This window comes from Monashia sp. HAY1-11D, from assembly GCF_056868035.1.
Window position 1 is genome coordinate 1,865,615 of record NZ_CP200320.1, and the last position, 15,370, is coordinate 1,880,984.

The following is a 15,370-nucleotide window of genomic DNA, read 5'->3' on the forward strand; positions in this document are numbered from 1 at the left end:
TGACCGGAGCATTCATCGGTCGTAACTTACATTCGTTATGACTTATGGAGATGACGCGGCGTGGACCACGCTGGCTGACCGCAACCGACGCTCGATCCTGACCGAGCTGGCCGAGGGCGAACGGACCGTGGGCGAGCTGACCCAGGCACTGCCCATCACCCAACCTGCGGTCTCCCAGCACCTCAAGGTGCTCAAGCAGGTCGGCCTGGTCAACGACCGCGCCGAGGGAACCAAGCGGATCTACCGGCTCAACGAGGCCGGGGTGGCCGCCCTGCGCGACCAGCTCGACGCGTTCTGGAGCCGGACCATGTCCGGCTTCGAGGACCTGATGAAGGAGGAGGAATGACGGAGACCACTGATACCCCCGTGGTACGGCACCACGTCGTGGTTCCGGGTACGCCGGAGCGTGCGTTCGCGGCGTTCACGGGCCGGTTCGATGCCATCAAGCCCCGCGAGCACAACCTGCTCGCGTCGCCGATCGTGTCGACGACCTTCGAGCCCCGCGTGGGTGGACACATCGTCGACCACGGCGAGGATGGCAGCGAGTGCCGGTGGGCGCGGGTTCTGGCCTACGACCCGCCGGACCGGGTGGTGTTCAGCTGGGACATCGGCCCGACGTGGCAGCTGGAGACCGACCCGGACAACGCGAGCGAGGTGGAGGTGCGGTTCGTCGCCGACGGTCCGGACCGGACCCGTGTCGAGCTGGAGCACCGGTACCTCGACCGTCACGGTCCCGGCTGGCCGCAGCTGCGCGCGGGCGTCGACGACGATCAGGGCTGGCCGCTGTACCTCGCCCGTTACGCCAGCGTCCTCGAGGAGGATGCGGCCTGACGGCGAGGTGTCGAACGGGCCCGCGAGGCCACGTCCGGCCGCGCGATCGGCTGCGTCGCCGCGCTCACTGATGCACCCTTGGGGTGAGGAGGTCAGCATGGACATGCAGGACGCGAACACGGGCAGCAAGCAGCGGGAGTACCTGGCGCCGGGCGTGTACGTCGAGGAGGTGCCCGCGGCCAACAAGCCGATCGAGGGCGTCGGGACGTCGGTGGCCGCGTTCGTGGGTCTGTCTCCTTTCAGTCCCGCGCGACTGGCTCGGACCTTCGCCCTGGCAGCCGTGTTGGCGTCTGTGCTCCGAAGGCTGCGCTGAGCGGGCCGAGGCTCGTGCCGTGAGCAGCAGCGTCGTCATCGACGCGTTCGGGTGACCCGCGGATGGCGGACCGCGTAGCGTGGACCCACGCCGCATGCCCTCGCTGGAGGATGTGTGAAACCGCCACCGTTCGAGTACCACCGGGCCGCCTCTGTGCATGACGCGGTGCAGTTGTTGGCGCGCCACGGGTCGGATGCGAGGGTGCTTGCCGGGGGCCAGAGTCTGCTCCCTCTCATGGCGCTGCGGCGGGCCCGGCCCGGGCACCTCGTCGATGTGCAGTGGGTCCAGGAGCTGACGGGGATCTCGCGTGCCGACGGGGTCCTGCGGATCGGTGCGGCGACCCGGCACCGTGACATCGAGCGGGACCGTTCGCTGCCATCGCTGTTGCGGCTCGGCGTACGGCAGATCGGCAATTTCGAGGTGCGCAACCGTGGCACGGTGGGCGGGTCACTGGCGTTCGCCGACCCGGCGGCCGAGTGGCCGGCACTGGCCCTGGCGATGGGTGCTGTCATCGTGGCGGCCTCGGTGCGTGGCCGGCGCGAGATCAACGCCGCAGACCTGTTCGTCGGCGCGCACGCGACGTCGCTGGCGGCTGACGAGCTGCTCGTCGAGGTGTTGCTGCCGACCCGTGACGCGAGGTTCGGCTTCGCCGAAGCGACGCGGCGCGGACCGGGGGACTATGCGTTGGCCGGCGCCGTGTGCCACGACGCGACGGTGACGGTGTTCGGCACCGCAGACCGGCCGCAGCTGCTGGCCGCCACCGGGCGCGCCGCGGAAGAGGGCCGGTCGGGTGAGGCCGTCGTCGAGATCGCCAGGTCGGAGATCGACACCGCCTCGGAGTACCGGCGACACGTCGCGGCGTCCTTGGTCGGCCGCGTCGTCACGCAGGCACGGGCATAGTCATGAGCGATCAGCCGAAGGTCGCGGTGACGGTGAATGGGCGTAGGTGGGCCGGTGCCGTCGCGGCGCGGTCGAGCCTCGCGGACTTCCTCCGCGATGAGCTCCCGGCTGACCGGCACGCACGTCGGGTGCGAGCAAGGGGTGTGCGGGGCGTGCGTCGTGCTGGTGGACGGCGCCGCGGTGCGCTCGTGCCTGATGCTCGCCGTCCAGGCCGACCGCGCGGAGGTCACGACGATCGAGGGACTGAGCGCGTCCGGGCGACTGTCGCGGCTGCAGGAGGCGTTCCTACCGCACGGCGCCTTCCAATGCGGGTTCTGCACGCCAGGTGTCCTCCTTGCAGCCGAGGAGCTCGTCCGCTCGGGGGACCGGTACACGCGCACCGAGCTGCGGGAGCTGCTGATCGGGCACGTCTGTCGGTGCACCGGGTACGAGCCGATCGTCGAGGCGGTGTACGAGTGTCTCGACTGAGTACGGACACGAGCGTGCGGTTGGTCACCGGCGGCGGGGAGTTCGTCGCCGACCTGCCACGCGGCGGCGTCGAGGTCTGCTTCGTCCGGTCCCGCGTCGCGCACGCCAGGATCCACTCGGTCGATCTGCGTACGCACGACGGCGTGAGCGGCGCCGAGCTGGGGCTTCGCGCCATCATGCTGGAAGCGGGCGGGATGGTTCCGGTGGCCTGGCACCCCATGGCCGTGGAGCGGGTCCGTTACGTGGGCGAGCCCGTCGCGATGGTGTGGGCCGGGGACCGCTACCAGGCAGAGGACCTCGCCGAGGCCGTCACCATCGACTACTCGCCCCTTCTGGTCGACACCCCGGTCCACGAGGCGGCGCGCGACGATGTGCTGCTGTCGCGAACCGTGGACTCGGGCGGCGTCGACGAGGCGCTCGCCCGGTCCGACCTCGTGATCGAGCGGACGTTTCGGCCGGCGCGGCAGTCGGCCGTGCCGCTCGAGGCGCGCGGGGTCGTGGCCGATCACGACGCGGCGACCGGCGTGACGACGGTGTGGACCTCGACCCAGCTGCCGCATCTGGTTCGCGGCGGCATCGCCCGCTCTCTCGGGGTGGACGAGACGTCGATCCGGGTTGTCGTACCGCACGTCGGCGGCGGGTTCGGCATGAAGGCGAACCTCTACGCCGAAGAGATCGCCGTGACCGCCCTCGCCCGGCGGTTGGGCGTGCGGGTCAGGTGGATCGAGGACCGCGCCGAGAACCTGCTGGCCGGCACCCACGCGCACGACACCGTGGTCACCGTCCGCGCCGGCGCAGACCGCTCCGGGCGGCTGACCGGCATCGACGCCAGAGTCCACGCCGACGTCGGCGCGTACTCGATCTGGCCGGCGACGGCGATGCCCGAGGCCGGGGTGGCGGCGATGAGCCTGTTCGCCCCGTACGTCTTCCCCGCCCTGCGTGTCGAGATCCAGGCCATCGCGAGCAACAAGTCCCCGGTCGGGCCGTGCCGCGGGATAGGCCAGAACGCGGCGGTGTTCGCCACCGAGCGGATGATGGACCTCCTCGCCGCCGGGCTGGGTGTCGACCCACTCGAGATCCGGCGGCGCAACGTCGTGCGCGACCTGTCCTGGACGAGCCCGACCGGCCGCAGACTCGACTCCGGTGACTACGAAGAGCTCTTCGCACTGCTCGAGCCGCACTACGAGCGGCTACGCCGATGGCGGGCCGAGGGCGTCAGGGCGGGCCGCCTGGTCGGAGTGGGGTTGGGCGTGTTCAACGAGATGAGCGCGAGCGGGTCAGCGGACTACCAGCGGCGCGGCGTCACCTCGCTGCCCGGTACGGACGCGGCCCGCGTCGTGGTTGCCGAAGACGGGCGAATCGAGATCTACACGAGCGCTGCCGACGCCGGCCAGGGTCACGCCGAGACGTACCGAGCGTTGGCCGCAGCCGAGCTCGGCCTCGACCCGGACATCATCGATGTCATCGAGGGCGACACCTCGGTCTGCCCCGACGGCAGTGGAACCTTCATCTCGCGTGGCGCGGTCGGCGTCGCGGCGTGCGTCGTCGACGCCTTGCGCGACGTCGCGAAGAAGGACTGCCAACCGGGCACCGTGGCCAGTCATGTCCACGACCCGCAGCAGGTGTACCCGATCGGCGCACACCTGGCCGCCGTGGAGATCGACCCGACCACTCTGGTCCCGAAGGTGGTCGAGTACCTCGCGGTCGAGGACTGCGGCCGCATCGTCCACCGTGCCGTGGTGGACGGGCAGATCCGCGGGGGCATCGCCATGGGTATCGGCGAGGTCCTGTACGAGTCGCACGCCTACTCGGCCGAAGGACAGCTCCTGACGACCACCTTGAGCGACTACCTGCTGCCCCTCGCGACCACGGTTCCACCCATCGACGTGCGGCACGTCGAGTCGCCGACGCCGGCCACTCCGCTCGGCACGAAAGGCGTCGGCGAAGCCGGAACCATCGGCGCCTTCGGAGCGGTCGTCAACGCCGTCTCCGACGCCGTGGCCGGGTTCGGTGCCGAGCTCACCGACCTGCCGTTCACGCCGGAGCGGATCTTCGCCGCGGTCCGGAGCGCCGGTGGGACGGACACGAGGTCTGGTCCCGCCGGCTGACGTCGGACACGTCACTCAGGCGTGGCCGCTGAGCCGACCCAACCGGTCGGCGAGGGCGTCGACCATGGCCGCGGCGCGCTTCTCGGAGATCGGCGCCTTGCGGTCGCCGCCCTGGCTGGAGACGGCGAGCACGTCGATGGACAGCTTTGCGCCGCCCGCGAGCGCGCGCAGGGCGTCGATCTTGTCGGCGAAGGGCGAGCCGCTGCCGGGCGAGTAGTACCGCACGACCTCCTCGACGTCGTCGGGATAGAGGTCGGTCTTCGTCACAGCGATGACGAGCCAGATCGGCTTGTTGCGGCGTACGGCCATCGAGGCGATCCGGTGCGAGGTGATCGTCCAGTCCTCGAGCTCGGCGGCGAGCTGCTCCTCACGCGTCGCGGTGGCCGCGCCCGTCGTGCCCCCGGCGCGCCGGGGCGTGGCGTAGCCGTTGGCGACGACGTGAATGACCCCGTCGACCGGCTCGTCGTGGAAGACCTCGTCGAGCGCACCGAGGCGCGTGGCCGCGTTGTCGCCCGGCACGACGAGGAAGCGGAAGCCGTGCAGCCGGGCGCCCTTGCGGGTGCGGCGCTCCATCACCGCCGAACCCACCTCGGCCGAGGCCTCGTCGGCGGCGCGGCGCGTCAACCGGTCGACGAGCTGGCTCTTGCCGACGCCCGTCATGCCCGTGACGGCCACCATCGGGTAGCGGTCGCGCAGGAGCCGGCTGAGCCGCTCGGGGGCCGACGCCAGGGCGGTCAGCAGACCGCCGGCGACGGTCGCCCCCAGAGCGGTGCGGCTCGACGGCGGCAGGATCGTCCGGATCCGCGATGAGGTCTGAGACACGGTGCCTCCTCGGCATGCTGGTTCAGGTGCCAGTTGGCCCCACGAGCCTACGGTCCGCGGGGCCTCGAGCGCCCTGCGGTCCGGTCGAGACCGGTCAGCCTCCGGTGTCCGAGGTGTCGCGGCTGGCGACAGGGTCGAGCGGGGCGCCGAAGCGTCCTCGCAGGGCGCGGCCGACGGAGGACCCGACGAGCAGGCCCAGCGAGATCGCGATGGCCACACCGAGCAGGCCGAGGGCGACGTCGGTGGCGGACTCACGGCCGGCTGCAAGCTCGGTGACGCCGACGAGGCCGAGGCTGCCCGGCACGAGCAGCCAGAAGGCGGGGAGGAAGAGCACGAGGCGGGGCAGCAGGGGACGACGCAGCTCGACGACGCTCGCTCCGAGGCTCGCGGCGATGGCTCCGAAGAAGCCGCCGAGGGCGACGGAACCGAGCTCCTGCCCGGCGACCTGCGCACTGAAGGCGAGGCCCAGGACGAGCAGCACCCAGCCCTGCAGCCGCAGCGGCACGCCCTCCATGAGGCAGATGCTCGCGCCGACGAGCAGCAGCCCGACGGGGGCGCCGACCCACCCGATGTCGTCGACGCGGAGGTTGACGAGGGTCGAGGTGGGCACGCGGAGCAGGGTTGTGGCCATGAGGAGTCCGAGGGCGAAGAGGCCGAGCTGGGCCAGGCCGTAGGTGAGCCGGGCGGAGCCGGCCTGCATGTGCCCGGCGGCCAGCTCCGACATGCCGTTGACGACGAGGGCGCCGGGGAGCAGGACGGCCAGCGGCGGCAGGACGGTGCGCAGCGGGCCCTCGAGCAGGCCGGCGTCGGCGGCACCGAAGACGGCGAGCGACACGGCGAACGCGGCGAGGGTCGGCAGCAGCGCCTGGACCACCTCGTAGCGCGCGGCGAGCTGGACCAGCGCCAGCACGATGAGGGCGCCGACCGCCGCGGCGGCCACGTTGGCCCACCCGGGCTGGAGGATGAGCGCGATGCCGACGGCGAGCACGGGCCACGCGAGCGCGACGAGCCACGCCGGTTGCTGGACCGGACGCTTCGTCGTGGCTGCCAGCTCCTCGCGCGCCCCGGCGATGGTCAGGCCGTCGTGGAGGAGCTGGTGGCGGACGAGGCGCACGCTCGCCGACTGGTGCAGCCGCAGTCCGGCGGGCGCCGAGCGGTAGGTGGAGGGGCCGCCCGGAGTGAGCGTCACCATGAGGCCGGTGGGTCCGACCGCCGACTGCACGTCGGGGTACCCCAGCCGGGCGCTCACCTCGGCGAGCTCCTCCTCGATCTCCTGCACCGGCTGGCCGGTCGCGATCATGGCGGTGCCCAGCTCGGCGAGCAGGGCGCGGCTCTCGGTCTCGTGGTCCGCGTCGGGCCGGTCGGCGTCAGGTCGGTCGGCATCGGGCCCGTCGGCGTCGGGTTGGGCGGCCTCGGGCCCGCTGGCATCGGCATGACCGCGTGCGGGCGTCACGGCTGGGCGCGCCCGCCCTGGTGCGCGGCGGCAGGTCCCTCCATGCGGCCATCATGTCAAAGCGGGCGGCCGGGTCGTCCGGCCTCGCCGAGCCGCGGCCGCGCCCCTGGTGGGCGGCGAGGCTGGTTGGATCGAGCCATGCGCATCTTCTTCACCGGAGGCAGCGGCAAGGCCGGCAGGCACGTCGCGCCGTTCCTCGCCGAGCAGGGGCACCAGGTCACGAACGCCGACCTCGTCCCGCTCGGGCACCCGGCGGTCGACGACCTCACGGTCGACCTCACCGACATCGGCGAGACGTACTCCGCCCTCGCCGGGTTGGCACGTTTCGACGAGCTGGAGCCGGCGACCACGCCGGCCTACGACGCCGTCGTGCACTTCGCCGCGATCCCACGGATCCTGCTCACGTCGGACGCGAGGACGTATGCGACCAACGTGCTCAGCACCTACAACGTGCTCGAGGCCTCCACCCGGCTCGGCATCCGCAAGGTCGTCTTCGCGTCGTCGGAGACGACCTACGGCATCTGCTTCGCCCAGGGCGAGCGGCGGCCGCTCTACGTGCCCGTCGATGAGGAGCACCCGACGGTTCCGGAGGACTCGTACGCGATGTCGAAGGTCGCGAACGAGGTGACGGCACGGTCGTTCCAGGCCCGCACCGGCGCCGACGTGTACGGGCTGCGGATCAACAACGTCATCGAGCCGGGCGAGTACGCCGAGATGTTCCCGCCCTTCCTCGAGGATCCGGCGCTGCGACGGCGCAACCTCTTCGCCTACATCGACGCGCGCGACCTCGGCCAGATGGTCCAGCGCTGCCTCGACGTCGACGGGCTCGGCTACGAGGTCTTCAACGTCGCCAACGCCGACATGTCCGTCGCCGCGACGACCGACGAGGTGCGCGAGCGCTTCTACGACGGGGTCGAGCTGCGTCGGCCGATGGGGCGCAACGAGACCTTCTACTCCATCGACAAGGCCCGCGACCTGCTCGGCTTCTCACCGCAGTACTCGTGGCGCGATGTGCTGCCCGACCCTCGGGTCGACGCCTGAGCGCGGACGCGCGCAGCCGCCCGGTTCGGCAGGGGAAGGTGGCGTCGGGTGTCAGGGCGAGGTGCTGGTAGACCTGCGTGACGCCTGCGCCTGGCGTGCGTGCCGTCGCTCGATGTCGTACCCGTGGCGTCACGGACCGACCACATGGCCTGGCCGATGGCGAGCACCCCGCGGGCGGGCAACGGGACCTCGCCGATCACGGGGTTGCGCCTCAGGCGGGTCGGGATGCCGAGGTCGATGCCGTCGAGACGGCTGCCGACCTTTAGACGAGGTACATCCGCTCCGGCATCAGCAGTCCGGTGTGGCCGCTCGGCATCACGCCGGAGGGCCGCAGCCGCCCCAGGCCCAGGGCTCGGGACAACCGCTCGCGGGCGCGGTTGAGGAGAGGTGAGCGCCAGCTCGCGAGGGGTCGCGATGCCACAGGGTCCGGTACGCCCCAGCCACGGACGTACTCGTGGCCGGGCCAGGGGGCCTCCCCCGTCCCGGGGTCGATCGCGCTGGTCAGGGAGGCGGGGCTGCGCACCGTTGGCTGCCTGGTCGAGGTCAGTAGCTGAAGGTGACGGCCGGCTCGTCACCGATCCAGTTCCACATCGGGACGGTGCCGTTGAGCTGGGCTCCAGGGATGAGGTCCTCGGCCTCGAGGTGCTTGGCGTTGAAGCAGATCGGGCAGACGTAGTAGCTGCCGCCGGCTGCTTCGAACCGCTTCATCAGGTCGGTCAGTGGGGGGCAGCCCTCGCACGCTGTGCCGATGGCCACGCCGGGAACGGCCAGGCGGACGGCTTCCTTGGTGAGGAACATCAGCGTCTGGCGGCCGGTCTCGGCTGCGCCGACCGCGACGAGGAAGGCGACGGTGACCTTCTCGGTGTCCTCCAGCCCGGTACTCAGGCTGATCACTGACTTGCTCATGCTGCATCCCTCCCGTGTGGTTCGTCGAGCGCCGCGGTCTCGGCGTCCACGGCTCACGTTAGGGACGCCACCGGTGTCCGTCGTCGGGTGAACTCCCTACGGATCGCGGCTTTCCCGGTCTGGTTACGCGCTGCGGTTCGGGGCGTACGTGGCTCACGAGGTGACCGGCGTGCCCGGCCCGTCGTCGAGCGCGCCGAGCAGGCCGTTGCGCAGCGCGAAGAGGGTGGCGGTGGAACGGTTGGATGCGCCGGACTTGGCGTAGATGCGCTCGATGTGGGTGCCTGCCGTCTTGGGTGAGATCCCGAGCTGGGCGGCGATGTCGGCGGTCGCGGCCCCGCGGGCGATCAGGCCGAGCACCTCGAGCTCGCGTGGCGTGAGACCGGCGGGGCCGCCCACACGTCGCCGCGTGCCGGCCCCGGCCGCCGCCAGGACGGCATCCGCGGCCGGCTGGTCGAAGCGCCCCGCCGCTATGTCGGCACGGATCATGCCCGCCGCCTCCTTGAGCGGGTAGGGGGCACGGCTGGACCGCGGTTCGAGCAGCTCGTGAAGGGCACAGGCGGCCGCGAGGATGCGCGCCGGCAGCGGGATCGCCTGGCCGCCGATGCCGCGGTGGAACCCGCTACCGTCCATCCGCTCGTGAGCCATGCCGGCGATCTGCCCCAGCCGGGCCAGGGCGGCGGGCCGAGCCAGCACACGCTCGGTGAAGTACGAGGCCGCGCGCAGGCGTTCCTGCTCGTGGGCGGTCAGGGGGCCCGACTTGTTCAGGATCGTCGCCGGAACACCGTGCAGCCCGATGTCGTGGACCAGGGCTGCGCGGTACAGCGTGGTGACGTCGCGGGCGGGCAGCCGAAGCAGGCGGGCCGCGGCGGCCGCGAGGACGGCGACGCCGCGGGAGTGGCCGGCGCGGGTCGGGCAACGCAGGTCGGTGAAGTCGGCCAGGGCCTCGAGCGCGGCATCGAGCTGCTGGTGGTCGAGGCGGGCCCTCAGACCGGGCTGTCGGGCGAACAGGTGGTAGGCGTCGTGCTCGTCGGTGTCGGCGGGCAGGACCTCGCGCGCGTGAGCGCAGAACGTCTTGACCAGTCCGGGGTCGAACTGGCGCCCGCTGCGCTTTCGCGCGACCCGCACCGCTGCGGGGATGCCGCCATGTCGGTGATGCACCTCGACGATGTCGGCGAGGTGGAAGAGACGGACGACCAGTGAGATCTCCTCACCGTGCAGGCCCCGTGGGACGCCGTGTCCGTCCCACCGCGCGAAGAACTGGCGCACGGCCGTCGACGTCTGCTGCGGCAGGCCGAGCTGGTTGGCCAGGGTCGAGGTGACGAGGCAGTGGCCCTGAATGCCCCGCAGCACCGGCGCGCCCCCCGTGGCCGCCAGGGTCGCGACCGCTCGCACGCGTCGCGGCAGCCGCTGACCACGGCCCGCGCGAGCCATGAAGAACACCATTCCCGAGAGGCCGCCGAGGTCGGTCTGGTAGCTGTCGGCTCGGAAGACGATGTCGTCTCCGAAGTTGGCGGTCACCTCGGGGGCATCGGCCACGCAGCCGACCCAGGACAGCATCGCGACGTGGAAGAGCGTGGGCTGCTCGTCATCCGGCAGCCCGGCGAGGCATCCAAGCCGTGACGCGATCTGCCAGCTGCGCAGGAGGTGCTCCATGGGCTGGCCCAGCCCGAGATCGGTGGCCAGGGAGAACGCAGCGAGGAGCTCGGCAAGGGTGACGCCGGAGTCTCGCTCCTCCACGTCCCCAGCGTAGGCGGGTGCAACCCTCGAGGAGCGTGTGCGCGGTGAAGGTCGCGCACGGGTACGGGTCGTTCATGGACGACAGCACGACCGCGGCCACGCTCATCGACGACGGGATCTGGACATGACCGCACCGACAGCTGGCGCGGGGGCGGCGGCCCGGACGCCGTCGATCCTGATCTTCGACGTCAACGAGACCTTGAGCGACATGTCTCCGCTCGCGGACAGCTTCGCCCGGGTCGGGCTGGGTTCGGGCGCGGTCGAGCCGTGGTTCGCCTCGCTTCTGCGTGACGGGTTCGCCCTGACCTCGGTCGGCGTGAACCCCCGCTTCGCCGACCTCGCCTCCGAGACGCTCCGGGTTCGACTGGCCGCGCGCGAAGCAGGTGCCCCTGCCGCAAGCAGCGGTGGCGCCGACGTCCAGCCATTGGTGGACGACGTGATGGGCACGTTCGGCTCGTTGAGCGTGCACCCCGACGTCGGCGACGGTGTTCGGGCGCTGCGTGGGCTCGGCGTGCGCCTGGTGACACTCAGCAACGGATCGACGAGTGTCGCGCAGGGCTTGTTCGAGCGCGCCGGCCTGACGGACGCGTTCGAGACGCTGCTGAGCGTCGAGGACGCCGGCGCGTGGAAGCCGCACCCCGCGTCGTACGCCTACGCCCTCGAGGCGTGCGGGGTGGCCGCGGCAGATGCGATGCTCGTCGCGGTCCATCCCTGGGACATCGACGGTGCGGCTCGAGCGGGCCTGCGGACCGGGTGGCTCAACCGGGACGGGACCCGCTACCCGAGCTACTTCACGGCACCGGACGTCGAGGCGCGTGACCTCGTCGAGCTGGCCCGCGCCCTGGAGTGAGCCGCCGCGGGCCGAGTCGAGCCGTGCCGACGCCCGGGCAGCTGCCAAGACACGCGGGGTCGTTCTGAGCTGAAGGACTGTGCAAGACACGCGTTGCACTGGATCTTGGCCTCATGAGCATTCTGACGATCGTGTCCGCCGACGTGGACGACAGTCGGAGCAAGGACCTGGTGGCGGACTTCGAGAGCATGCTGACCGGTGGTCTCCCGGATGGCTTGCTCGAGACCCGGCTGCTCGGAGACGGGGCAGGGCACTGGGCGATCCACTCGCTGTGGCGGGATCGCGCCGCCCTGGACGCGATGAGGACATCGCCGGAACCTGCCGCTCCGGCGTTGTTCCGACGCTTTCAGGCGGAACCCACGCTGGCGGTCATGAACGTCGTCGTGGACAGTGCGGCACGCGCCTGAGGCTCCGACACACGGCTACAAGCCCGATCCGCCAGTGAGGTATCGTGGTGGATTGCAAAGTTCTTCAAGTGCAAAACTCGACAGGTAGGTGGGTCGGTGGCAGTACCGCTCTATCAGGCGAAGGCGGAGCTGTTCCGGACCCTAGGTCACCCGGCCCGCATCCGGATTCTCGAGCTGCTCAGTCAGCGTGAGCATGCTGTCCACGAGCTGCTCGCACAGATCGGCGTAGAGCCGAGCAACCTCTCACAGCAGCTGGCGGTGCTGCGCCGAGCGTCCCTGGTGGTCTCCCGCCGTGCCGACGGCGACGTGCTGTATGCCCTGTCGGTGCCCGAGGTGCGCGAGATGCTGCTCGCCGCCCGGCAGGTGATGGGACGGATTGCGACGGCTCAGTCGGAGGTCGAGGCCGCGCTGGCCCGCGAAGCGGACCAGGCCCAGTGGTGAGCACATCCGGGGGATCGGCACGGGCGTCGACGGCAGCAGCCCTCCGGTCCGGCTGGTCCGAGGCCCAGACCCGGTTGCAGCAGCTGCTGCCGCGCCGGGCGGACTGGGCAGCGATGCGCAGACAGCCACGTCGGGATGTCCTTGCCGGCGTGACCGTCGGCCTCGTGGCGCTCCCCCTGGCCCTGGGTTTCGGTGCCAGCTCCGGCATGGGCGCGGGCGCGGGCCTGATCACCGCGATCGTCGCCGGAACCGTCGCGGCGCTCTTCGGAGGCAGTCACGTTCAGGTGAGCGGCCCGACAGGGGCGATGACCGTCGTCCTGGTCCCGATCATCGGCCAGTACGGCACCCAGGCCGTCTTGGCGGTCGGCCTGCTGGCAGGTTTGATCCTGGTGGGCCTGGCGTTCGTGAGGGCCGGGCGGTTCATCCGGTATGTCCCGGTCCCCGTGGTCGAGGGCTTCACCATCGGCATCGCGGTCATCATCGGCCTGCAGCAACTTCCCTCGGCGCTCGGGGTGCACGTGCACGCAGACAAGGTGCTGGCTCTGGCCGGGGCTGCGCTGTCTGCAGGTCTCGATGCCCCGCTGTGGTCCTCGATCGGGATCTCCGCCGCCGCTGCTGCGACGATCCTCATCGGCGCCCGACTGCGTCCCGGCGTGCCCTTCTCTCTCATCGCCGTGGTGGTCGCAACGGCGCTCAACGGTGTGCTGCACCTGGGCGCGGAGCCGATCGGCGCGATCCCCTCCACGATCCCGGCACCGGGCCTGCCGTCCTTCGAGCACTGGGACGCACTGGTGCTACCCGCCGTCGCCGTCGCGGCCTTGGCGGCGCTGGAGAGCCTGTTGTCCGCCTCCGTCGCCGACGGGATGACGGTCAACCAGCGTCACGACTCCAACCGCGAGCTCTTCGGACAGGGTCTCGCCAACGTCGCCTCACCCATCCTCGGCGGCATCCCGGCAACGGCGGCGATCGCCCGCACCGCCGTCAACGTCCGCACCGGCGCCGCGTCGCGGGCGGCCGCCGTGACCCACGCGCTCCTCCTGATGGTCATCGTGCTCGTCGCGGCCCACTGGGTCTCGATGATCCCGCTGGCCGCGCTGGCGGGCGTCCTGATCGCGACGGCAGTGCAGATGGTGAAGGTCTCCAGCGTCCGGGCCCTGCTGCGGGCGACCCGCGGTGACGCCATCGTCCTGATGGTCACGGCCGTTGCCACCGTCGTCTTCGACCTGGTCACGGCCGTCATCCTCGGGCTCGTCGTGGCGGGCGGCTTCGCCCTGTCCCAAGCTGCCCGGGTCGCGAAGCTCGAGGAGGTGCCCCTCGAGGATGAGCGCCACCTCGATGAGGAGCAGGCGCTGCGGGACGAGCACATCGTCGCCTACCGCCTGGAGGGGCCGCTCTTCTTCGCTGCTGCGCACGACTTCCTGCTGGAGCTTTCGGAGGTCAGTGACGTGCGGGTGGTGGTCCTGCGCATGTCCCGGCTCAGCGTGATCGACGCGACCGGCGCCGCAGTCCTGGCCGACACCATCCGCCGGCTCGAGTCTCGCGGCGTCACGGTCATGCTCTCCGGCGTGCGCCCGACCCACCAGAAGGTGCTGCACCGGCTCGGCGTCTACGAGCAGCTCGCCCACGAGCGGCACCTGTTCGCCACCACCCCCGAGGCGATCACCCACGCGCGCCTACACGCAGCCCGACGCGAGAGCCCCGAACACCACGAGCCGGCCGCCACCACGCCAGACCTGCGGTGAGGCACTGGCCGGGCTCGCGGCGGGTTGTGGTCCCGCTCGACGCTCGTGGCCGTGGCCGCATTCGCGCCATCTGACGAAGAGTTGGCAGGACTGCTGATGAGCGCCTGTCAGGTGCCTCGTCGGCGCCCCGCTGGCTTCCTGACGGCGGCGAGGCGTTCCAGGGTGTCGGGGTGCGTGGCGAACAGCACGTACTCGATGCGGGGCGGGTGGACATCGGCGATGTTGACGGTCGCCAGCCGCAGCTGCACCGCAGCGAAGGCGGCGGGGTCACCGGTCAGCCGTAGCGCGTGCCGGTCGGCACGAGCCTCGACCCGGCGGGAGACGAGGCCCTGGAGGGGGCCGGTGACCAGGCCCACCAGCGCCCCGACGGCGAGGACCAGGCCGATCGCTCGCGGTGAGGCGATGGCGTCCACTCCGGCTCGGCGAAGCAGGGCATCCCAGTGGCCCACGAGGTAGAGCGCCACGACCGCCGCCGCGGCGCCGATCGCACCCAGCAACGTGCCCCCTTCGGGGTCGCGGCGCTTGGCATGACCCAGCTCATGGGCGACGACGCTGCGCACCTCGCCAGCAGGTGCCTCGCGCAGCAAGGTGTCGTGGACGACGATGCGTCGGGTGGCACCGAAGCCGGAGACGTACGCGTTGAGCGCGGTGGTCCGTCGGGACGCGTCGGCGACGAGCACTTCTCGCACCGGCAGGCCGTCCCGGCCCGCCATGAGGAGCAGCTCGTCACGCAACGGCCCTGCCGGCATCGGGGTGAACCTGTTGAACACCGGCTCGACGAGGATGGGGAAGACGAAGGACAGCAGGACCACCAGGGCCGCGGCACCCGCGGCGCCGAACGCCCACCACCAGTCCGGCGCCAGCCGGGTCACCGTGTAGAACCCGGCGAGGACGACCGCTCCCGTCACGACGCCGACCGCACCGCTCTTGAGCAGGTCCACCGCCCAGCCGCGCCAGGTCTGGGTGGACAGCCCGTAGTCGCGGAGGACGGTGTGGCGCCACGCGGCGAAGGGCAACGGCGCCAGCCAGAGCAGCATCAGGACGACGAGGCCGCCCAGCACGGCCTCGGCCAGCCAGTGTCCGCCGAACGGCCGCGCCGCCCAGGCGACGATGCGGGCACCGGCCGGGGTGAGACCGAGCAGCAACGCCGCCGCCAGTCCGGCCAGCAGAGAACCGTAGGAGCTCGGGCGAAGTGCAGCGTGCAGTGCCCGACCTCTGGTGACCACGTCGGCGGGTATGTCGCCCAGCGCCGCCGCTCGCGCGGCGTCGCTCGGGTGTGCCACCCGCCAGGGCACCAGCGTCATCGCAGCGACGGCCAACCCGGTTGCCAGGGCGACCAAGGCCGTCACCG

17 protein-coding genes are annotated in these 15,370 nt (G+C 71.6%); 11 read left to right on the forward strand and 6 right to left on the reverse strand.

Annotated features, from left to right (window positions below; all coding sequences use genetic code 11):
- Nucleotides 1–37 precede the first annotated feature (37 nt).
- The 6 genes from AC1VM9_RS08605 (at nucleotide 38) to AC1VM9_RS08630 (ending at nucleotide 4,620) form a co-directional block, all read left to right on the forward strand.
- Nucleotides 38–346: an ArsR/SmtB family transcription factor gene (locus AC1VM9_RS08605; protein ID WP_483122319.1), complete on the forward strand. Its 309-nt coding sequence runs from the start codon at nucleotides 38–40 to the stop codon at nucleotides 344–346.
- Nucleotides 343–831, forward strand: a complete 489-nt coding sequence (locus tag AC1VM9_RS08610; RefSeq protein ID WP_481340906.1) for an SRPBCC family protein — start codon at nucleotides 343–345, stop codon at nucleotides 829–831. The genes AC1VM9_RS08605 and AC1VM9_RS08610 overlap by 4 nt, the downstream gene beginning before the upstream one ends.
- 97 nt (nucleotides 832–928) lie before the next feature.
- The gene (locus tag AC1VM9_RS08615) at nucleotides 929–1,144 is read left to right on the forward strand and encodes a hypothetical protein (protein ID WP_481340905.1); all 216 of its coding nucleotides are present in this window, start codon (nucleotides 929–931) and stop codon (nucleotides 1,142–1,144) included.
- 114 nt (nucleotides 1,145–1,258) lie between these two features.
- Nucleotides 1,259–2,044, forward strand: a complete 786-nt coding sequence (locus AC1VM9_RS08620; RefSeq protein ID WP_483122321.1) for an FAD binding domain-containing protein — start codon at nucleotides 1,259–1,261, stop codon at nucleotides 2,042–2,044.
- 96 nt (nucleotides 2,045–2,140) lie between these two features.
- A complete protein-coding gene (locus tag AC1VM9_RS08625; protein WP_483122322.1) occupies nucleotides 2,141–2,512 on the forward strand; it encodes a (2Fe-2S)-binding protein in 372 nt (123 codons plus the stop codon).
- 14 nt (nucleotides 2,513–2,526) lie between these two features.
- Nucleotides 2,527–4,620, forward strand: a complete 2,094-nt coding sequence (locus AC1VM9_RS08630) for a xanthine dehydrogenase family protein molybdopterin-binding subunit (RefSeq protein WP_483122323.1) — start codon at nucleotides 2,527–2,529, stop codon at nucleotides 4,618–4,620.
- Between the two features lie 15 nt (nucleotides 4,621–4,635).
- Here the strand turns inward: AC1VM9_RS08630 and AC1VM9_RS08635 are convergent, their stop codons facing one another.
- Together AC1VM9_RS08635 and AC1VM9_RS08640 are read right to left on the reverse strand one after the other, a co-directional pair.
- Nucleotides 4,636–5,442 carry a P-loop NTPase family protein gene (locus AC1VM9_RS08635; protein ID WP_483122324.1) on the reverse strand — a complete coding sequence of 269 codons (807 nt, stop codon included), beginning with the start codon at nucleotides 5,440–5,442 and terminating at the stop codon, nucleotides 4,636–4,638.
- Between the two features lie 94 nt (nucleotides 5,443–5,536).
- Nucleotides 5,537–6,895, reverse strand: coding sequence for a threonine/serine exporter family protein (locus AC1VM9_RS08640; protein WP_483122326.1), 1,359 nt, complete (start codon nucleotides 6,893–6,895; stop codon nucleotides 5,537–5,539).
- A gap of 138 nt (nucleotides 6,896–7,033) precedes the next feature.
- Between AC1VM9_RS08640 and AC1VM9_RS08645 the strand changes: the two genes are divergently transcribed.
- Nucleotides 7,034–7,936 (forward strand): NAD-dependent epimerase/dehydratase family protein, encoded by a 903-nt coding sequence (locus AC1VM9_RS08645; RefSeq protein WP_481344621.1) that lies wholly within the window; start codon nucleotides 7,034–7,036, stop codon nucleotides 7,934–7,936.
- Between the two features lie 262 nt (nucleotides 7,937–8,198).
- On the opposite strand, the gene AC1VM9_RS08650 is transcribed toward AC1VM9_RS08645, so the two are convergent.
- From AC1VM9_RS08650 to AC1VM9_RS08660, 3 genes are all read right to left on the reverse strand, one after another.
- On the reverse strand, nucleotides 8,199–8,459 hold the full coding sequence (locus tag AC1VM9_RS08650; protein WP_483122327.1) for a hypothetical protein: 261 nt from the start codon (nucleotides 8,457–8,459) through the stop codon (nucleotides 8,199–8,201).
- Nucleotides 8,460–8,479: 20 nt separating this feature from the next.
- Nucleotides 8,480–8,842, reverse strand: coding sequence for a DsrE family protein (locus AC1VM9_RS08655; RefSeq protein ID WP_481344619.1), 363 nt, complete (start codon nucleotides 8,840–8,842; stop codon nucleotides 8,480–8,482).
- Between the two features lie 153 nt (nucleotides 8,843–8,995).
- Nucleotides 8,996–10,579 (reverse strand): HD domain-containing phosphohydrolase, encoded by a 1,584-nt coding sequence (locus tag AC1VM9_RS08660; protein ID WP_481344618.1) that lies wholly within the window; start codon nucleotides 10,577–10,579, stop codon nucleotides 8,996–8,998.
- Nucleotides 10,580–10,703: 124 nt separating this feature from the next.
- Here AC1VM9_RS08660 and AC1VM9_RS08665 point away from each other — a divergent pair, with 124 nt between their 5' ends.
- The 4 genes from AC1VM9_RS08665 (at nucleotide 10,704) to AC1VM9_RS08680 (ending at nucleotide 14,019) form a co-directional block, all read left to right on the forward strand.
- Nucleotides 10,704–11,429: a haloacid dehalogenase type II gene (locus tag AC1VM9_RS08665; RefSeq protein WP_481340895.1), complete on the forward strand. Its 726-nt coding sequence runs from the start codon at nucleotides 10,704–10,706 to the stop codon at nucleotides 11,427–11,429.
- A 113-nt stretch (nucleotides 11,430–11,542) separates the two neighbouring features.
- Nucleotides 11,543–11,836 (forward strand): antibiotic biosynthesis monooxygenase family protein, encoded by a 294-nt coding sequence (locus AC1VM9_RS08670; RefSeq protein WP_483122328.1) that lies wholly within the window; start codon nucleotides 11,543–11,545, stop codon nucleotides 11,834–11,836.
- 96 nt (nucleotides 11,837–11,932) lie between these two features.
- Nucleotides 11,933–12,277, forward strand: a complete 345-nt coding sequence (locus AC1VM9_RS08675) for an ArsR/SmtB family transcription factor (RefSeq protein WP_481343408.1) — start codon at nucleotides 11,933–11,935, stop codon at nucleotides 12,275–12,277.
- 113 nt (nucleotides 12,278–12,390) lie between these two features.
- Entirely contained in the window at nucleotides 12,391–14,019 is a 1,629-nt protein-coding gene (locus AC1VM9_RS08680; protein WP_481344644.1) for a SulP family inorganic anion transporter, read from the forward strand.
- A 107-nt stretch (nucleotides 14,020–14,126) separates the two neighbouring features.
- On the opposite strand, the gene AC1VM9_RS08685 is transcribed toward AC1VM9_RS08680, so the two are convergent.
- Nucleotides 14,127–15,245: a M48 family metalloprotease gene (locus AC1VM9_RS08685; RefSeq protein WP_483122329.1), complete on the reverse strand. Its 1,119-nt coding sequence runs from the start codon at nucleotides 15,243–15,245 to the stop codon at nucleotides 14,127–14,129.
- Between the last annotated feature and the right edge of the window lie 125 nt (nucleotides 15,246–15,370).

Bases quoted from the DNA above. Each gene is read 5' to 3' on its own strand.
- AC1VM9_RS08605 (WP_483122319.1), top strand. From the start codon at position 38: ATGACTTATGGAGATGACGCGGCGTGGACCACGCTGGCTGACCGCAAC.
- AC1VM9_RS08610 (WP_481340906.1), top strand. From the start codon at position 343: ATGACGGAGACCACTGATACCCCCGTGGTACGGCACCACGTCGTGGTT.
- AC1VM9_RS08615 (WP_481340905.1), top strand. From the start codon at position 929: ATGGACATGCAGGACGCGAACACGGGCAGCAAGCAGCGGGAGTACCTG.
- AC1VM9_RS08625 (WP_483122322.1), top strand. From the start codon at position 2,141: ATGAGCTCCCGGCTGACCGGCACGCACGTCGGGTGCGAGCAAGGGGTG.
- AC1VM9_RS08645 (WP_481344621.1), top strand. From the start codon at position 7,034: ATGCGCATCTTCTTCACCGGAGGCAGCGGCAAGGCCGGCAGGCACGTC.
- AC1VM9_RS08655 (WP_481344619.1), bottom strand. From the start codon at position 8,842: ATGAGCAAGTCAGTGATCAGCCTGAGTACCGGGCTGGAGGACACCGAG.
- AC1VM9_RS08665 (WP_481340895.1), top strand. From the start codon at position 10,704: ATGACCGCACCGACAGCTGGCGCGGGGGCGGCGGCCCGGACGCCGTCG.
- AC1VM9_RS08670 (WP_483122328.1), top strand. From the start codon at position 11,543: ATGAGCATTCTGACGATCGTGTCCGCCGACGTGGACGACAGTCGGAGC.
- AC1VM9_RS08680 (WP_481344644.1), top strand. From the start codon at position 12,391: ATGCGCAGACAGCCACGTCGGGATGTCCTTGCCGGCGTGACCGTCGGC.